Consider the following 17,264-nt stretch of genomic DNA (forward strand, 5'->3'; position numbering starts at 1 on the left):
TTCGTCTCGATCCGAGGCCTCGGAGGCGGTTGTGAATGGATCCGTCCCCACCCTGTTTTCAAAGAGATGTTCCTAGGAAGAAATACAAGCAGTAGTCATAGGTCCTGTGGAATCTGTGGACCGACCCTGTCCGGTGCTGGTGGCACGGCGTGGCGGCTCGAGGATGAACCCGGGCATCACGACGGGCTCGGTGCGGGTCACATGTGGACGGACGGTGGACTCGGCGCGAACTACAGATTTCATCCCCGGGGTATCCACGTTATTCACACAGTTGTCCACAGGTGTGTATCGAGCAGAACCGGCCCGGATTACGGCCGAACTCGTCTCCGTTCGGGGCTCCGTACCGACGAGAACGGCCGCCCGCATCGCCGCGGGGGCGAGTCGAACGGCCGTGCACACTCGGAGGGGTCAGCGCTTGGAGCGCTGCTTCACGCGAGCGGTGAGCTCCTGCACCTGGTTGTACGTACGGTGCCGCTCGGCCATCTCCTTGCGGATCTTCTTGTCGGCGTACATGACGGTGGTGTGGTCACGGCCGAACGTCTGACCGATCTTGGGCAGCGACAGATCGGTCAGCTCGCGGCACAGATACATCGCGATCTGTCGCGCCTGCGCCAGCGCGCGGGCCTTGCCGGGGCCGCACAGTTCCTCGATCGAGGTGTCGAAGTACTCCGCGGTGACGGCCATGATCGTCGCCGCCGTGATCTCCAGTCCCGTCGAGTCCGGCATCAGATCTCGGAGAACGGCCTCGGCGAGCGCGGTGTCCAGGTTGTGCCCGTTGAGCGACGCGAAGGCCGTGACTCGGATGAGCGCGCCCTCGAGCTCACGGATGTTCCGCTCGATCCGGCTGGCGATGAGTTCGAGCACCTCGTGGGGCACGTCGAGGCGGTCCATCTGCGCCTTCTTGCTCAGGATCGCGATACGCGTCTCGAGCTCGGGCGGTTGCACGTCGGTGATGAGGCCCCACTCGAAGCGGGTGCGCAGTCGTTCCTCGAGGGTCGCGAGCTGCTTGGGCGGCCGGTCGGAGGAGACCACGATCTGCTTGTTCGCGTTGTGCAGCGTGTTGAAGGTGTGGAAGAACTCCTCCTGGATACCTTCCTTGCCCTCGATGAACTGGATGTCGTCGACCAGCAGGACGTCCGTCTCGCGGTAGCGGCGCTTGAACGCCACCTTGCGGTCGTCTCGAAGGCTGTTGATGAAGTCGTTGGTGAACTCCTCGGTGGACACGTACTTCACACGCATGCCGGGAAACAGACGTTGGGCGTAGTGGCCGGCGGCGTGCAGCAGGTGCGTCTTCCCCAGTCCGGACGCACCCCAGACGAACAGCGGGTTGTACGCCCGCGCCGGAGCCTCCGCGATGGCGACGGCGGCCGCGTGGGCGAACCGGTTGGAGGCGCCGATGACGAAGGTGTCGAACGTGTACTTCGCGTTGAGGCTGGTGCTGCCCGTCGGAGTGGACGTCGAGCGCGGCGGCACCGTGTACGAGGTGGGCCACGAGTTCTGGACGCTGGTCAGAGCGTCCCGGTCGTCGTCGACCTCCTCGTGATCGCCGTAGTCACTGCTCTCGGAGTCGGACGGCTCGCCCGCGGTGGACTCGGTGAGCAGGCGCCGGCGATACACGGGTGCACTGTGTGCGGTGTCGGGGCGACGTTCGGTGTCGACGGGCGTGGGAACGTCCGAGAGGTCGGCGTCGGCTCCGGGCGCCAGCCGGACACCAAGCCCCTCGACCGGGCGGTCGAGGTGGCGACCGAGGGCCGCGAGGATGGGTTCACGCAGACCGCGCTCGACCGCCTCCTGCGCGATCGGCGACGGAACCGAGAGCAGAGCGAAACCTTGCGCCAGAGTGATGGGGCGGACGAGAGCGAGCCACGCCTTCTGGGCGCGAGACAGGGAGGACCCGGAATTCGACTCCGCGGTGAGCTCGGCGACGACGCTCGGCCATACAGCGGCCAAGACGTCCGGATCGTCCTCCACGGTGCCTCCCCAGGGCCGTGGCGTGACCGCGGCCGTCGATGATGCTGCGGTGCCTCGAGGGCCCCGCCGACGACACGAATATGCCACCCGACCTGTGTTTCCACATAATTATCCACAGCTGTGGACAAACGACACCGGTGTAGCTCGACGGCATCTCGCACGGAGACGGCCCGGAGCAGCGGCGTTCTGACCTGCGGCGATGCAGAGCCTTGGTGAGAGATCCCCACCGACGGGGCGAGACGTCGTCACCCGCACAGCGAAGTTAGCAGGCTCGTCGGTGCACAACAAGACGAACGGTCCTCTCCTGCCTCCGCGAGGTCGTCGTCGTGCTCGAGGCGTGTCATCGTGACAGGAGCACCGTCCCCGGGGTAGCGCGGTTTGACCTCGTTCGACGCCGTCAGTACCCTCGAACGGTCACCCGCGACATGCGTGGATCGGTCCTGCCGTTCTCCTGCGCGAGTGGCCACCGAACTCGAGTTCGCCGAACTCGCGACCATCAGCACACCACCGGCAGTCCTCGGGACTGCCGATATCTCGAGGAGTACCACCGTGGCCAAGGGCAAGCGGACGTTCCAGCCGAACAACCGTCGTCGTGCACGCGTGCACGGTTTCCGTCTGCGCATGCGCACGCGTGCCGGTCGCGCGATCGTGTCGGCTCGTCGCGGCAAGGGCCGCGCGTCGCTGACCGCCTGATTTCCCGGTAACCGGAACGCTCGGGTGTTACCTGAGCAGCATCGGCTGCACCAGTCGTCGGATTTCCAGGCGACGGTGCGCCGGGGCCGCCGTACAGGACGCCACGACATCGTCGTGCACCTGAGGTTCCGGGGGGACGAGAACGCTCTCGTCTCTTCCGGACACCCGCGTTTCGGGCTCGTGGTCAGTAAAGCAGTGGGGCCGGCGGTGACTCGACACAGAGTCGCACGCCGGCTTCGTCATATCTGCAGCTCGATGCTTCCTCTCGTCGAGTCGGATGTCGACGTGGTCGTGCGGGCACTGCCCGGAGCAGCGACCGCGGCGTCCTCCGAACTCGAACGCCAGCTGGCGTCGGGTCTGCGACGACTCGGAGCGATGCGCGCGATGAACTCCTCTCACCCGGTTCCCGCCGAGCGCCCCCGCGCCCTCGGCCGGTCCGAGACGTGATGACGGAGTCCGCGAATCCGGTCCCGGTCGAGCCTGCGTCCGACCGGAGCCTCCTGCGTCGGCTGATGTCTCTCCCGGCCCGATCGGTCATCCTCATCATCGAGGGGTACCGGTCCTACATCTCCCCTCTTCGCCTTCCGACGTGTCGATTCACGCCGACGTGCAGTGAGTACGCCGTGGAGGCGCTCCGCACCCGTGGGTTCGTCGTCGGTGCCGTTCTGGCGGTCGTCCGCCTCCTGAAGTGCGCGCCCTGGCACCCTGGTGGGTGGGATCCCGTTCCACCCCCGCGTCGTCTCCGGGGTGGTGCCGACGCGGTGCCCACCGACACCGACCACGCTTGCCCGCAGTCTCGTGACCCCGTGAGGGTGAATCAACAGAGGAGTACATAGAGCCGTGCTCGACTTCATCTACTACCCGGTATCCGGAATTCTCTGGGTCTGGCACAAAGTGTTCGGCGCCGTGCTCGGCGCGGACAGCGGTTTCGCCTGGGCGCTGTCCGTGGTGTTCCTCGTCTTCACACTGCGTCTGATCCTCTACAAGCCCTTCGTCAAGCAGGTGCGGACGACGCGCCAGATGCAGGAACTTCAGCCGCAGATCAAGGCTCTGCAGAAGAAGTACGGCAAGGACCGTCAAAAGCTGGCCGTGGAGATGCAGAAGCTCCAGAAGGAGCACGGCTTCAACCCGATCATGGGTTGCCTCCCCGTGCTCGCACAGGCGCCGGTGTTCATCGGCCTGTTCCACGTGCTCCGGTCGTTCAACCGCACCGGCACCGGAATCGGGCAGCTGGGTCTGAGCCCGGAGGTCAACGCCGAGACTCCGAACTACTTCTTCAGCGTCGAGGACGTCCAGTCCTTCCTGTCGGCACGTCTGTTCGGTGCGCCCATCTCGGCGGCCATCACGTCACCCGAGTCGCAGCTGCGCGCGTTCGAGCCGTTCGGCGGCATCCCGTCGATCGGTCCGATCCTCGCCGTCTCGATCCCGCTGATGATCATCGCCAGCATCGCGACCCACCTGAACTCGCGCGCGTCGGTGGCGCGTCAGAGCGAGGCAGCTGCGGCCAACCCGCAGTCCGCGATCATGAACAAGCTCGCCCTGTACGTGTTCCCGCTCGGCGTGCTCGTCGGTGGCCCGTTCCTCCCCGTGGCCATCCTCCTGTACTGGGTGAGCAACAACGTGTGGACCTACGCGCAGCAGCACCTCGTCTTCGGTCGCATCGACAAGGAAGAGGCGGCGAAGAAGGAAGCCGCTCTGGAGCGCCGGAACGAGAACGCTCCGAAGCCCGGTGCGCGCCCTGACGCTCTGAAGAAGAAGCCGGCACCGGGAGCCAAGCCCACCCGCGCCGTCGCGGCAGAATCGACCACGGACACCGGCAGTGACACGGCATCATCGGAGTCGAACCCGACACCGGGCACCGCGGCCACCAACGGCGCCACCACTCCTCGGAAGAAGAAGACTCCTCCCGGCAAGGTGCGACCCAAGCAGCAGAAGCGCCGCTGATCCGGCCGTCGTGACCCTGCCGGTCCGCCCGCGGACCAGAACCACGTGAAGTGATACGAGTGCGAACGGAAATGGACGACAACGTGACCATCGATTCGAAGACGGACGAGCAGAGCACACCCGAGGTCGAGGCCTCGGCAGACGACACCGTGGTGGCCGCTGCTCCCGTGACCCCGGAATCAGACACAGAGGCGGACGAGCCCGAGGGTGACGCCGAGGACTACCTCGTCGAAGAGGGCGAGATCGCGGGCGACTACCTGGAGCAGTTGCTCGACGTCCTCGATTTCGACGGCGACATCGACCTCGACGTGGAGGGTGACCGTGCAGTCGTCAGCATCGACGGCGGCAAGGATCTCAACAAGCTGGTCGGTCGCAAGGGTGAGGTACTCGACGCCCTGCAGGAACTGACGCGTCTCGCTGTGCAGCAGTCGACGGGCGACCGCAGCAAGCTGATGCTCGATGTGGCCGGATGGCGTGCGGGCCGCCGCGAGGAGTTGACGCGACTGGGAACCGAGGCCGCCGAGCGCGTCGCGGCGTCCGGTGACAGCGAACCTCTGGAGCCGATGACCCCGTTCGAGCGCAAGATCGTGCACGACGCTGTGGCGACGATCGCCGGTGTGACGAGTGAGAGTGACGGCGTCGAGCCGAATCGACACGTGGTCGTCGTCAAGGAGTGATCTGACGACGGAGTCGACAAAGGGGCGCGGTCCACGGACCGCGCCCCTTTCTCGTGCCCGGGGTCGGACGACGTCTCGGCGGGTGAGGAATGTCTGCGGTCGTCACTAGACTGCCTCCAGCGCGTGGCGCCCGGCGTCAGCAGAATTACACGAGTGTGGTTCACGACCACCCAGGACGACGCGAGAGGATGTTTCACGTGGAACATGAGGAAGAGTCCGCGACTCCAGCGTGGGTCGACGATGCCATCGTTCGAGTGTTCGGTGACCGTGCCGATACGGCTCGGGCGTACTACGACTCCCTGAAGGGTGACGGTGTCGTCAGAGGATTGATCGGTCCGCGCGAGGTTCCCCGGCTGTGGGAGCGTCATCTCCTGAATTGCGCCGTGATCGGAGAGCTCATCCCCGAGGGCGCCAGCGTTGTCGACGTCGGCAGTGGCGCCGGGCTGCCAGGGATCCCGCTTGCGATCGCTCGACCGGATCTGTCCGTGTTCCTCGTCGAGCCGCTCCTACGCCGCACGGTGTATCTCGCAGAGATCGTGGAGCAACTCGGTCTCGACGTGACGGTGGTGCGCGGACGAGCCGAGCAGCCGGGTGTCATCAAAGAAGCCGGCGGTTGTGACATCGTCACGTCGCGTGCGGTTGCCCCGTTGGAGAAGTTGGCGCGCTGGTCCCTGCCCCTCGTGCACGAGGGCGGCGTGATGCTCGCCTTGAAGGGCAGCACGGCGCAGGAGGAGATCGATCGCGACTCCGGGACGCTCACGCGGATAGGCGCAAAGAACTTCCAGGTGTTGCAGTGTGGTGAGGGCGTCGTTCCCACACCGACTATCGTTGTACGCGCGGAGCGCGCTGTGCGTGGTAACCGCGTCCCCAAGTTCTCCGCCGGCTCACGCTGACGTCTGCGTGGATCGATCGTTGTCGAAGGAGCAAGTCATGTCGGGTGAATCCGAAGCCGCTGTTTCACGTGAAACACCCGCCGTCGACGTTTCACGTGAAACACGATCGGCATCGGAGTCCTACGGCTACTCCCCCATCACGTCGGACGACACCCCCATCGGTGCGGCGGCGCAGCGCGCGAGCCAGGTTCTGCACAAGAGCGGCGTCGCTCTGCCGCGACCCCCGGTTCGGAGAGTGCTGACGATCGCCAACCAGAAGGGCGGCGTCGGCAAGACGACGACGGCGGTGAACATCGCCGCGGCACTCGCTGTGCAAGGACTGTCTGTTCTGGTCGTCGATCTGGATCCCCAGGGCAATGCGTCCACGGCTCTCGGCGCCGTCCACACGTCGGGCACCCCGTCCAGCTACGAGCTGCTCCTCGGTGAGATCACCGCCGTGGAGGCCATTCAACGCAGCCCGAAGAACGATCGCCTGATGTGCATCCCGGCGACGATCGATCTGGCAGGCGCCGAGATCGAGCTGGTCTCCATGGTGGCTCGCGAAGGTCGACTCAAGACCGCGTTGTCCAGCGCGGCGCTCGACGATCTGCAGATCGACTTCGTCCTCATCGACTGCCCGCCGTCGCTCGGACTCCTGACCGTCAACGCGATGGTCGCGGCAACGGAGGTGCTCATCCCCATCCAGTGCGAGTACTACGCACTGGAAGGCGTCGGTCAGCTGCTGCGCAACATCGAGTTGGTCCAGGCGCACCTCAATCCGCGTCTGCACGTGTCCACCGTGATCCTCACGATGTACGACGGCCGAACCAAGCTCGCCGACCAGGTGGCCGACGAGGTGCGCAAGCACTTCGGTGATGCCGTACTCAAGTCGGTGATTCCTCGCAGCGTGAAGGTCTCCGAAGCTCCCGGATACGGAATGACCGTCTTGGACTACGACCCGGGTTCACGTGGCGCCATGTCCTATCTCGACGCGGGGCGTGAGATGGCAGCGCGGAGCGCGAGCATGAACGCAGCAACGGAGGGAACGGCATGAGTTCGACCAAGAAGGGCGGTCTCGGCCGCGGTCTGGCGGCTCTCATACCGACATCCCCCGGTCAGAGTTCCGGCCTGGGATCGGCGGCCGCGGACGTCGTCATCGGTGGCGAGTCCCGCACGGCGACGGCTCCGTCCCCCACTCCGCCGTCCATCGTGGAGGACGACCTCTCGCCCGCCGGCGCGGTCTATCGGGAGATCGCACCCAGCAAGATCGAACCGAATCCGAAGCAGCCGCGCTCGGTGTTCGAGCAGGAAGCGCTCGACGAACTGGTGCACTCGATCCGCGAGTTCGGCCTCATGCAGCCGATCGTGGTCCGCCAGATCGGCGACGATCGCTACCAGTTGGTCATGGGTGAGCGCCGATGGCGGGCGAGCCAGGAAGCCGGACTCGACGCGATTCCGGCGATCGTGCGCGAGACAGCCGACGACACGCTCCTCCGCGACGCGCTCCTCGAGAACATTCATCGGGTCCAGCTGAACCCCCTCGAAGAGGCGGCTGCGTACCAGCAGCTCCTCGAGGAGTTCGACGTGACGCACGATCAGCTCGCTGCGCGGCTGGGTCGATCACGCCCCGTCATCACCAACATGATCAGGCTTCTGCGGCTCCCCATTCCCGTACAGAGGCGCGTGGCGGCGGGCGTTCTGTCCGCCGGTCACGCTCGAGCACTGTTGTCGCTCGAGGCGGGCGCCGCGGCACAGGAGGAGTTGGCGGCACGCATCGTGGCCGAGGGCATGTCGGTGCGAGCCACCGAAGAGGCGGTGACTCTCGCGAATCGGGAGGATCCGGCTGCGCCGGCCCCGGCTCCGAAACGCAAGCCGATCCAGATGCCGGGTCTGCAGGACGTCGCGGAGCGGCTCTCCGAATCGTTCGACACCCGTGTCACCGTGAGCCTCGGCAAGCGTAAAGGCAAGATCGTGGTCGAGTTCGGCTCGGTGGACGACCTTCAGCGCATCGTGGAGATGATGGAACGCCAGAAGTCGTCGTGACCGCGTCGATCGCGGGTATGGCCACCCCCGCTCCTTTCGTCACTGTGACGTAACTTCGCCATCGAAACCGAAAGTCAGTGCACTGCTTCGACTTTCGTCTGGCGGGCGACGTGGTGTCCTCGGGAGAGGCCTATCGCTTATCCTGAAGGGGCACACACAGTCGCGGAGGCTCGTCGCCGCCGCGAGTCGGGGTACGGAGGCTGAGTCAACGCGTGTCGATCGTCGTCTCCACACTCACCCTCGGCGGATTCGATGCGCTGCCGGCACACGACCGCCAGTGCGTCTTCTGGACCATGGATCCCGCGGCCCCCTCCACGGCAACTCTCGTCGACACCGAATTCGAGAAGGAAGCGTGGCTGTCGATGGTCATGCTCGAGTGGGGTCCGTGCGGACAGGTCGCCACCGATGTCGCGGGCGCCGATGTACCGGCATCCTCCGACTCGGTGGGGTGCGCTCTGTACGCACCTCCCGGCGCCGTGCCCCGAGTCGCGCACTTCCCCACCGCACCGGTCAGCCCGGATGCAGTCCTGCTGACGTCGCTCTACTCACCGCTGTCCGCGGAGGACGGTGACGGAATTCGGGACACGCTCCTGCACGCAGTGGTGCGCGATCTCGTCAACCGTGGTGTGCGAGCTCTCGAGGCGTTCGGAGTCCGGCTCGAGGATTCCGAGGTCGACGAACGCCGGTCCCTCATCGACACCCCGCCGTGCGGGGAGGCGACCTGCATGATCGACGCCGACTTCCTCGAGAAGTACGGCTTCGAGGTCGTGGCTCCGCATCACCGGTTCCCGCGGCTCCGGTTGGAGCTCGATCGGGACCATGGGTGGAAGGAAGACGTGGAGGCTGCGCTCGAGCGGTTGCTGGAGGCTGCAGCACTCACCGTGGTGGAAGCCGATGCTCGCGTGCCCGTCGGGGCTCGCTGAGCGACGTCCGGCCGGCCGGACGGAGGAGTGTCAGGCGCCCTCGGCGACAGACAGCTCGTAGGCGAGCAGCTCGGCGAAGGTGAACGTTCCCGTCGGCTGATCGTCCTGGCCGAGGAGATACAGGCGCTTCACCGCGACGAGCACGGCCTCCGCGATGATGTCGCGCATCCGCGGATCGGCGAGTACTTCGACGTCCTCGTGGCTGGTGAGGTAACCCAGCTCGAGCTGCACGGTCGGCATGTTGGTCAGACGCAGCAGGTCCCACGTGCGACCGTGACTCCGGCAGTCCTGCAACGAGGTCCGTGCCACGATCTCACGCTGGATGTAGCTGGTGAGCACCTGACCGATGAGCGACGCGGAGCCGTGTGAATTGCCGAAGTGGAAGCTGGCCACACCGTGCGCCACCGGCGACGGGTAGCTGCTGCAGCGCAGCGAGATCATGAGGTCGGCGCCGATACCGTTGGCGGTCTCGGCACGCTCAGCCGTGCTGGGATCCGCGGACCGGGCACGCGACAGGTACGTCTCCATACCGGTCGCCGCCATGCGCCCCTCGAGCCGTCCGGCGAGATCCCACAGGATCGCCTCCTCGGTCAGCGGACCGTCGGGGGTCTGGACGACCATGCCGGAGTTCACGCCACCCAGTCCCGGGTCGATCACGATGCGCTTGCCCGTCAGCTGCGGTCCCGACCGACGGACGAGCTCCTCCTCGGAGATCGCGTGCGGCGATCCGCCGGTGACCCTGGTGCCGAGCAGGTCGAGGGCACGCAGGGTGGCGGGTCCACAGATGCCGTCGGGCGACAGTCCGATCTCGCTCTGGAAGGACGACAGACCCTCGTGCGTCTCGCCACCGAAGTAGCCGTCGACCCGTCCGTTGTAGAACCCGAGGTCCTGCAGGCGACGCTGCAGGGTGGCGACGTCGTCGCCGTACAGCGGAGCGGAGAGCTGGTAGATCAGGGTGCGGGCGCCGAGTCGGAAGGATGCCTCCTTCACCGAGCGGTACGTGGCGGTGTCGACCTCGCCGGTGACCAGGAGGCCGCGCTGCTGTTGGAACGCGCGGACGGCCTCGTCGAGAGCGGCGTCGAACAGGACGTCCGGCTCCGCCCAGGCAGTGTCGCCGTCCACCGCGGCCGAGGGAGGCAGGAAGCCGAGACCCGAGAGGATGTCCCGGACCTCCGCGACGGCTGGACCTCGATCGCCGTGGCGGAGTGGCTTCATACTGTCGTCGACCCTTCTTCGTGACCGGTCGCAACGGCGACCGGCGGTACACGTCCCCGGTGGGTGTTCCTGATGGACGATTGTCTCAGAAGATCATGCTCCTCCCACAATCGTCCCGGCCGCAGAACGCACACACGCCCGGCGTGTCATGGACAGGCCGGGCGTGTGGTGGTGCGGGAATGTCAGGTCAGGCGAGGACGCCGTCCAGGTCGCGCAGCAGCGCGGCCTTACCCTTGGCTCCGACGATGGTCTTCACGGGCTCACCGTTCTGGAACAGGATCATGGTGGGGATGGACATCACCTTGAAGTCACGCGCTGCCTGCGGATTCGCATCGATGTCGAGCTTGGCGACGGTGATCTTGTCCGCGTGCTCTCCGGCGATCTCCTCGAGCACCGGTGCGACCATCTTGCACGGTCCGCACCACGTCGCCCAGAAGTCGACCAGGACGGGCTTCTCGCTCTGCAGGACCTCGGTGGCGAAGGTGTCGTCACTGATGGTGACGGTGTTCTTGTCGGTCATGTTCTCGTGCCTCTCGTGTGCCGGACGTAGCGGGATGGACGGTGCTCAGACACTCACGACGTCGACGTCGCGGTCGGCGTTCTCGAGCGTGTTCTCGGTGATGTCGCCCTGGTCGGCGAGCCAGCGCTCGGCGTCGATGGACGCGGCGCAGCCGGTACCGGCCGCGGTGATGGCCTGCTGGTAGACGTGATCCACCAGGTCGCCGGCCGCGAAGACACCGTCGATGGAGGTGGACGTGGTGGGCGCCTGAACCACCACGTAGCCCGCGTCGTCGAGCTCGACCTGTCCGCGGACGAGCTCGGAGCGGGGGTCGTGGCCGATGGCGACGAACACGCCGGTGACATCGAGGACGCGCTCCTCACCGGATCCCGTGTCACGGATCTTCAGACCCGTCACGCCGGACTCACCCTGCACCTCGACGACGTCGGCGTTGGTGACAAACGTGATCTTCTCGTTCTCCTTGGCGCGCTCGAGCATGATGCGCGACGCACGGAACTCCTCGCGGCGGTGCACGATGGTGACCGAGCGCGCGAAACGGGTGAGGAAGGTGGCCTCCTCCATGGCGGAGTCGCCACCACCGATGACGGCGATGTCCTGGTCGCGGAAGAAGAAGCCGTCGCATGTCGCACACGCGGAGACGCCGCGGCCGAGCAGCCTCTGCTCTCCGGGAACACCGAGGTAGCGTGCGGCGGCACCCATGGCCAGGATGATCGCGCGGGCACGGTACTCGGTGCCGTCGACGGTCACGGTCTTGACGTCACCGGTCAGTGACAGCTCCTCGACGTCCTCGGTGCGGATGTCGGCGCCGAAACGCATGGCCTGCTCGCGCATCTGCTCCATGAGGTCGGGGCCCATGATGCCGTCACGGAAGCCGGGGAAGTTCTCCACCTCGGTCGTGGTCATCAGCGCGCCGCCGAACTGGGTGCCCTCGAACACCAAGGGCTTCAGCTCCGCGCGAGCGGCGTACACCGCAGCGGTGTAGCCGGCGGGACCGGACCCGACGATGATCAGGTCGTGGATGTCCGAAGTAGTCATCTTCGCCTTCCGAGATCGTGTGTGGAACCAGGGTCGGCGCTCCAGCGCTCGCCCTCTGATGCCCTCAACACTAGGTCAGGAGACGTTGTTCCCTCACTCGAGGCAGGCGGCCCGAGGCGACGGCACCGGGCGTGTCAGCCGATCTCCGCGCGCGAGACCGTGTCCGGATCGTCCGGACCGCAGGAGTCGCCCACAGCGACCGCGACGAGCGAACCGGGCGTGGTCCCGGCCGTGACGAGAAGGGTCGCCTCGATGCCGTCCAAGGTGACCGGGCCGGATCCGACCACCGTGGCCGACGCCGGGATGCCGTTGGCCTCGAGGCAACCGGCCAGCACGGCGGCATCGACGAAGCGGCCTCGATCGACCGACCCGACGACGGACAACACCGTGCGGTCGTCGAGTGGCCGGGCCGAGGCGATCACCTGATCACCGCCCCCGACCGTCTCGATGGACGCGAGTGCCAGGCCGGCACCGGCCCCCACCAGCGCGACGATCGCCGCGGCCGCCGCGATGATCGGGATCCGAGTGCGTCGGCCCGAGCGTCGTGCCGCCAACTCGTCCCGCGGTACTCCGGTGAGCGCGCCCTGCAGTCGCTCGGCGACGTCGGGCGGCATCGTGACACCGGCGGTGAGATCGGCGCCCCGTGCGCGCACCATGTCGACGACGGCGTCCAGGTCGGCCAGACGGGCCGCTGCCTCGGGATCGGTCTCGACGCGCTGGCGGATGCGGGCGGCCTCGTCCTCCGGGAGCAGGCCCGCGTGCAGGTCGGCGAGGAGGTCGGGAGTGAGGGGAGCGCGGTCGGTCACGGACACGTCACCGCCTCGTCTGTCGCCATGACAGATAGGACGCTCGCGGCGGGTCCCCGGTTCCCCTCACTCGTCCGAGTTCTGCACACGGACGGAGGCTAGGACGACGGCGAGCTTCTGACGGCCCCGGGCGCAACGGCTCTTGATCGTGCCGACGGGAACCCCGAGCGCCGCGGCGGCATCGGCGACGGAGTACCCCTCCATGTCGACGGCGACGATCGCGGCGCGCTGGTCGGGAGGGAGTGAGAACAGTGCCTTCTCGACGACGAGGGAGAGATCGACGTCGGCGTAGCGGTCGAAGGGATCACGTGGCTCGCGGGTCTCCTCCCCGAGCGGCACGGTGGGTCGGACGCGATTGCGGCGGATGCGGTCGAGGCACGCGTTGACGACGATCCGGTGCAGCCAACTGCGGACGGCGGCGTCCGCACGGAACGAGGCGGCGGTGCGGTGCGCGGACAGCAGCGCCTCCTGGAGGGAGTCCGCCGCGTCCTCCGCGGAGTAGCTGGCCCTCCGTGCCGTGAGCCAGAGATGGTCCTGGTGGCGTCGTACGAGCACGGCGAAGGCCGTCGCGTCCCCCGCGATGTGCGCCGCGAGCAGCTCGCCGTCCGTGGCCTCACCACCCGCGACTCCCCCGATTTGTCGCACCCGCGGAGGCTAGCCCAGAAACGAACCGTCCGAGCTGGTCACGAAATCTGTTGTGACAGCGCACGACACGCGGCGATCAGGATGCTGCGGAGACCCCGATGTCCGCGATGGTGCTCTGGTTGCCGCCACCGGCTGTGCTGAGATCCGTGATCCAGAACAGCACGTATCGGACGGGTCCGTCGGGTGTGACGGCGATGTCGGTGAGGCCGTTGCCGAGCGTCGCGGACCCGATCACCTGGGTCTCGTCCAGGCTGGGTGTCGCGCTGGTGGCCGACCGGATCTCGACGACCGTGCCGGGCGACGGCGAGTTCACGTAGACGCTGGCGGGAGTGGTCTCCTGGTCGAGCGTCGCCATGATGCCGACGCCGGACTTGAGGGACGGGAACGGGTTGAAGTACGAATCCGTCTCCCACACCGTCCCCGCGTCGTTGTCGGCCACGTTGTCGACGGTGCCCGGGTTGTCCGGGGTGCCCTGCGGCGAGAAGACGTCGACGGACGACAGAGCGACGGGCACGGTGGTCGGCGCGGGTGCCGCCTCTCCGGGCGCGGCCGGAGCCGACGCGGACGTCGTGAGCCCGAAGTTCTGCTCGGTGAGAGGTTCGTCGGAACCGCCGCCGGCGAACAGGTTGGCGAGCCACCAGCCGACGAGGCCGAGCACCACGACAGTGAGGACTCCGAGGCCCACCAACGCGGCGACCATGACGTTGGAGCGGTCCGCGGGCGGCTCGTCGTCGGGGTCGGCGAGTGCGTGACCGGTCGATCCGGGCGGCCGTTGACCCAGCCGCAGTGCGGGGATCATCTCGGTCTTCTCGTTGACCACCGCGGCCTGGCCGAGGATGTGCTGCACGGTGGCGGCGGTCCGGATGCCGCTGTTCTGCTCGAGGGCACGCACGGCGACGGCGGAGATCTCGAACGGTACGTCGGGGCGGATCTCGCGGGGCTCGACGGCCGCACCGGACGCCGTGCGATCGGCGATGCGCATCCCGCCGACGGTCGCGGGGCCCGACGGGTCGCCCAGGGGCCACCGCGCGGTGATCAGGGCGTAGAGCATCGCGCCCAGTCCGCGTACGTCGGAGCCGGGATCGGCATCACCGAAGGTGGCCGGGAACGCGAGAACGGCGTCACCCTTGATGCTGATGCGCACACGGTCCGGGTGGTCGATGGACAGTGCGCCGCCGCCGCGATGGGCGGCCTCGGCCGCAGCGGCCAGCGACTTGATGGCGTTGGCGGCGCCCAGGGGCGACGGTTCCGTGTCGGCCATCTCGCGCAGGGATCGTCCGCGAGTCCACTCCGCGACGACGATGCCGCCCGAGCTGCCGCGGACGACGTCGAGGACGCGGGCGAGGCCGGGCGAGTTGATCCGGCCCAGGCGCAGAGTCCGGGACAGCACGGCCTGCGGGCCGTCGGCGCGCTCGGGGGCGTCGCCGGTCGATCGTTGGTCGGCGTCGACGAACGTCAGGGCCACCTCGCGGTCGAGCTTGACGTCGTGGGCCTGCCAGAACTTGAGGCCGCGTGCGCCGCCGTGCGGTGCGAGAAGGCGGTAGCGCCCGCCGGCGACCGACGCGCCGGGGATGAGCTTCGGTCCGCGCAACGGTGTGCGGGGCGACTCGGCGACGGGGACGGCCGGGGGCAGCGTGGGCGATCCGACCGGCATGACGCCGGTGTCGACGAGTCCGGACTCGGTCTCGTCGGCCGTGCGCTCGGTCTCGGTGACGTCGCCCTGGCCGGACACGTCGGGGCTCGACTCGATCGGATCCGTGGTGGACGCGTCGTGCTGCCGGTCGGTGTCCTCGGACGACCCGGTGGCGGCATCGGAGTCGGCGACGCGACGGTCGTCGGTGGACACGCCACCGGGCTGAGCGGCGTCCTCGGCCTCGGACGGCGTACGCCCCCGTGCACCCTCGTCGTCGGTCACTGACACTCCTTCGTCACTACTGGTCGTGAACGCGCCGGTGTACGCGGGGATGATCGTCGTCTCCGACTCGTCTCCGGTGTACGTCGGCGCGCGGGAACCGCCGTGTGCTCGCGGGTCCACTCGCCTGTCAGGGTACGGGAGCCGACCCGCGCCGGTGGCCCGACCGAACCCCTCGGTCGGCCGACCCACCGGGGGCATGTCGGGGCCGCCGATCGCGGGGATCAACTCGGTCTCCGCGTACATCGGATCGGTCCCGACATGCGCTGTCGTCACAGGTCCGGACGTCACGGCCGGGGCGCGGCCGAGGCGACGCGCCACCGCGACGGTGATGGATTCGATTTCCGGGATCCGTGCCCGGTACAGGCACAGACCGGTGATCAGCAGCATGACTGCGCCGTCGAAAGCGACGCGGAGCAGCGCGCCCGGTCCGGTCAGACGGTCGAGCCCGACGGCCGTGTCGGCCGCGAACACCGCGAGCATGCCGATCGCGGTGGAGATCAGCGTCGCCGCGACCGTCCGCCGGACTCCCGCGAGTCGTAGTTCGCCGAGGCTGCGACGCAGCAGCATCCATCCGATGATCGCCCCGGTGATGTAGCCGAGACCGTTGGCCGCGCCGAGCAACAGGACCACGGATCGATCCGACGTCGCCAGGAACGGCGTCAGGGCGGACAGCGCGATCTTGACGCCGGTGATGCCGAGAACGATCCACGTGGGCGTCCACGCCTGCTCGCGGGCGTAGAAGACCCGCAGGTGGATCAGGACGAGCGAGTAGGGAACGAGGGTGAAGGCCGACCAGCTGACGGCTTCGCCGAGTCGCTCGGCGTCGGCTGCGCCGAAGTTGCCGTAGCCGTACAGAGCCTCGCCGACCTGCGGGCCGGCCACGGTGAGGAAGCCGATGACCGGGATGAGCGCGAGCATGGTCATCCGGGTGGCCACCGACAGGTCGTCGACGACGGCCGGGGTGTCCTTGGCGGCGGCGTTGCGGCTCAGCCGGGGCATGATCGCCGTCAGCACCGTCACGCCGAGCACGCCGTACGGCAGCTGCAGCAGGATCCAGGCCTGGTTGTAGATGAGCGGGCCGGCGGGGTCGACGTGCGAGGAGATGCGCGTCGCGAACACCATGCCGGCCTGACTGATGACGACGTAGAGCACGATCGCGACGGCCATGCCGCCGAACTGACGCAGCCTGTCGTCGAGCCCCCACAGCGGGCGCAGATCGATCTTGTTTCGCCGCAGCGCGGGCACCAGGCTCAGGGCCTGGACCACGACGCCGAGCGTGATGCCGACGCCCAGCACCAGCAGCTTCGGGTCGCTGATGCGCACCGGATCGAGGGAGATCTCGCCCGGTACGACGAGGTAGATCACCAGGACGGCGAGCACCACCAGGTTGTTGAGCACGGGTGCCCAGGCACCGGGCTTGAAGTTCTGCCGAGTGTTCAGGATCGCCGTGAACAGAGCGGAGAGGCCGTAGAACAGGATCGCGGGCAACAGCAGGAGAAGGAGTGCGGTGGTGAGACCCGTGTTCACCTGGCCGTCCTCCGACAGGAAGACGTAGCGCGTGAGCAGTGGCGCCGCGGCCGTCGCCAGCACCGCCGCGAGGATCAGCATGGTCAGCGCAGCCGTGAAGAGCCTGCGCACGAAAGCACGGCCGTTGTCGGCGTCCTCGCTCTCCGCCCGCACCAGCACCGGCACGACGATGGCCGTCAGCACGGCACCGAGGACGAGCTCGGCGATCATGTTGGGGATGACACTCGCGACGGTGTACGACGTGGCGACGGTGGTGCCCAGCACCGTCACCAGCAGCAGTTGCTTCGCGAATCCGGTGATGCGGCTGATCAACGTCGCGAACGCGATCGCACCCGTCGCGGAGAGCAGGCGGGAGGAGCTGGAGCCGGACGCCGGCTGCGGTGACGCCGCGGCCGGGGGGATGCGGGTCGGGGCGGCAGGACGGACCGGGGGCGCGACGCTCGTGGGCACCATCATCGGATCCTGAGCCGCGTCGGAG

Annotated in this window: 16 protein-coding genes; 9 read left to right on the top strand and 7 right to left on the bottom strand. The window is 67.7% G+C overall.

The window, feature by feature from the left end; genetic code table 11:
• Positions 1-408: 408 nt before the first annotated feature.
• Positions 409-1,971 (bottom strand): chromosomal replication initiator protein DnaA, encoded by a 1,563-nt coding sequence (dnaA, locus tag OHB23_RS04570; RefSeq protein WP_027505943.1) that lies wholly within the window; start codon positions 1,969-1,971, stop codon positions 409-411.
• Between the two features lie 549 nt (positions 1,972-2,520).
• Between dnaA and rpmH the strand changes: the two genes are divergently transcribed.
• From rpmH to OHB23_RS04615, 9 genes are all read left to right on the top strand, one after another.
• Positions 2,521-2,664 carry a 50S ribosomal protein L34 gene (gene rpmH / locus OHB23_RS04575; RefSeq protein ID WP_027505944.1) on the top strand — a complete coding sequence of 48 codons (144 nt, stop codon included), beginning with the start codon at positions 2,521-2,523 and terminating at the stop codon, positions 2,662-2,664.
• A 24-nt stretch (positions 2,665-2,688) separates the two neighbouring features.
• Positions 2,689-3,111, top strand: a complete 423-nt coding sequence (gene rnpA / locus OHB23_RS04580; protein WP_051613399.1) for a ribonuclease P protein component — start codon at positions 2,689-2,691, stop codon at positions 3,109-3,111.
• Between the two features lie 65 nt (positions 3,112-3,176).
• Positions 3,177-3,500 carry a membrane protein insertion efficiency factor YidD gene (yidD, locus tag OHB23_RS04585; protein ID WP_037186004.1) on the top strand — a complete coding sequence of 108 codons (324 nt, stop codon included), beginning with the start codon at positions 3,177-3,179 and terminating at the stop codon, positions 3,498-3,500.
• A 4-nt stretch (positions 3,501-3,504) separates the two neighbouring features.
• A complete protein-coding gene (gene yidC, locus OHB23_RS04590) occupies positions 3,505-4,608 on the top strand; it encodes a membrane protein insertase YidC (RefSeq protein ID WP_027505946.1) in 1,104 nt (367 codons plus the stop codon).
• 71 nt (positions 4,609-4,679) lie between these two features.
• On the top strand, positions 4,680-5,285 hold the full coding sequence (locus OHB23_RS04595; RefSeq protein ID WP_081821301.1) for a Jag family protein: 606 nt from the start codon (positions 4,680-4,682) through the stop codon (positions 5,283-5,285).
• 188 nt (positions 5,286-5,473) lie between these two features.
• Positions 5,474-6,178, top strand: a complete 705-nt coding sequence (gene rsmG / locus OHB23_RS04600) for a 16S rRNA (guanine(527)-N(7))-methyltransferase RsmG (protein ID WP_027505948.1) — start codon at positions 5,474-5,476, stop codon at positions 6,176-6,178.
• 37 nt (positions 6,179-6,215) lie between these two features.
• Positions 6,216-7,211 (top strand): ParA family protein, encoded by a 996-nt coding sequence (locus OHB23_RS04605; protein WP_027505949.1) that lies wholly within the window; start codon positions 6,216-6,218, stop codon positions 7,209-7,211.
• Positions 7,208-8,200 (top strand): ParB/RepB/Spo0J family partition protein, encoded by a 993-nt coding sequence (locus tag OHB23_RS04610; protein WP_222632466.1) that lies wholly within the window; start codon positions 7,208-7,210, stop codon positions 8,198-8,200. Before OHB23_RS04605 ends, OHB23_RS04610 begins: the two co-directional genes overlap by 4 nt.
• A gap of 212 nt (positions 8,201-8,412) precedes the next feature.
• Positions 8,413-9,123 (top strand): hypothetical protein, encoded by a 711-nt coding sequence (locus tag OHB23_RS04615; RefSeq protein ID WP_056440849.1) that lies wholly within the window; start codon positions 8,413-8,415, stop codon positions 9,121-9,123.
• Positions 9,124-9,153: 30 nt separating this feature from the next.
• Here the strand turns inward: OHB23_RS04615 and OHB23_RS04620 are convergent, their stop codons facing one another.
• The 6 genes from OHB23_RS04620 to murJ form a co-directional block, all read right to left on the bottom strand.
• A complete protein-coding gene (locus OHB23_RS04620) occupies positions 9,154-10,338 on the bottom strand; it encodes an N-acetylmuramoyl-L-alanine amidase (protein WP_027505952.1) in 1,185 nt (394 codons plus the stop codon).
• Between the two features lie 187 nt (positions 10,339-10,525).
• On the bottom strand, positions 10,526-10,858 hold the full coding sequence (trxA, locus tag OHB23_RS04625; RefSeq protein WP_027505953.1) for a thioredoxin: 333 nt from the start codon (positions 10,856-10,858) through the stop codon (positions 10,526-10,528).
• Between the two features lie 45 nt (positions 10,859-10,903).
• Entirely contained in the window at positions 10,904-11,893 is a 990-nt protein-coding gene (gene trxB, locus OHB23_RS04630) for a thioredoxin-disulfide reductase (protein ID WP_328810974.1), read from the bottom strand.
• 134 nt (positions 11,894-12,027) lie between these two features.
• The gene (locus OHB23_RS04635) at positions 12,028-12,705 is read right to left on the bottom strand and encodes a hypothetical protein (RefSeq protein WP_307108039.1); all 678 of its coding nucleotides are present in this window, start codon (positions 12,703-12,705) and stop codon (positions 12,028-12,030) included.
• A gap of 60 nt (positions 12,706-12,765) precedes the next feature.
• Positions 12,766-13,344: an RNA polymerase sigma factor SigM gene (gene sigM / locus OHB23_RS04640; protein WP_056440861.1), complete on the bottom strand. Its 579-nt coding sequence runs from the start codon at positions 13,342-13,344 to the stop codon at positions 12,766-12,768.
• A gap of 76 nt (positions 13,345-13,420) precedes the next feature.
• The gene (murJ, locus tag OHB23_RS04645; protein ID WP_442973031.1) at positions 13,421-17,242 is read right to left on the bottom strand and encodes a murein biosynthesis integral membrane protein MurJ; all 3,822 of its coding nucleotides are present in this window, start codon (positions 17,240-17,242) and stop codon (positions 13,421-13,423) included.
• Positions 17,243-17,264 lie beyond the last annotated feature (22 nt).

This window comes from Rhodococcus sp. NBC_00294 (assembly GCF_036163995.1).
Lineage (GTDB): Bacteria > Actinomycetota > Actinomycetes > Mycobacteriales > Mycobacteriaceae > Rhodococcoides.

What these genes read in the sequence shown, in the direction of transcription:
- trxA (WP_027505953.1), bottom strand. Translation starts at nt 10,858, where the DNA reads ATGACCGACAAGAACACCGTCACCATCAGTGACGACACCTTCGCCACC.
- OHB23_RS04605 (WP_027505949.1), top strand. Translation starts at nt 6,216, where the DNA reads ATGTCGGGTGAATCCGAAGCCGCTGTTTCACGTGAAACACCCGCCGTC.
- trxB (WP_328810974.1), bottom strand. Translation starts at nt 11,893, where the DNA reads ATGACTACTTCGGACATCCACGACCTGATCATCGTCGGGTCCGGTCCC.
- murJ (WP_442973031.1), bottom strand. Translation starts at nt 17,242, where the DNA reads ATGATGGTGCCCACGAGCGTCGCGCCCCCGGTCCGTCCTGCCGCCCCG.
- OHB23_RS04610 (WP_222632466.1), top strand. Translation starts at nt 7,208, where the DNA reads ATGAGTTCGACCAAGAAGGGCGGTCTCGGCCGCGGTCTGGCGGCTCTC.
- OHB23_RS04620 (WP_027505952.1), bottom strand. Translation starts at nt 10,338, where the DNA reads ATGAAGCCACTCCGCCACGGCGATCGAGGTCCAGCCGTCGCGGAGGTC.
- yidD (WP_037186004.1), top strand. Translation starts at nt 3,177, where the DNA reads ATGTCTCTCCCGGCCCGATCGGTCATCCTCATCATCGAGGGGTACCGG.
- OHB23_RS04595 (WP_081821301.1), top strand. Translation starts at nt 4,680, where the DNA reads ATGGACGACAACGTGACCATCGATTCGAAGACGGACGAGCAGAGCACA.
- rsmG (WP_027505948.1), top strand. Translation starts at nt 5,474, where the DNA reads ATGTTTCACGTGGAACATGAGGAAGAGTCCGCGACTCCAGCGTGGGTC.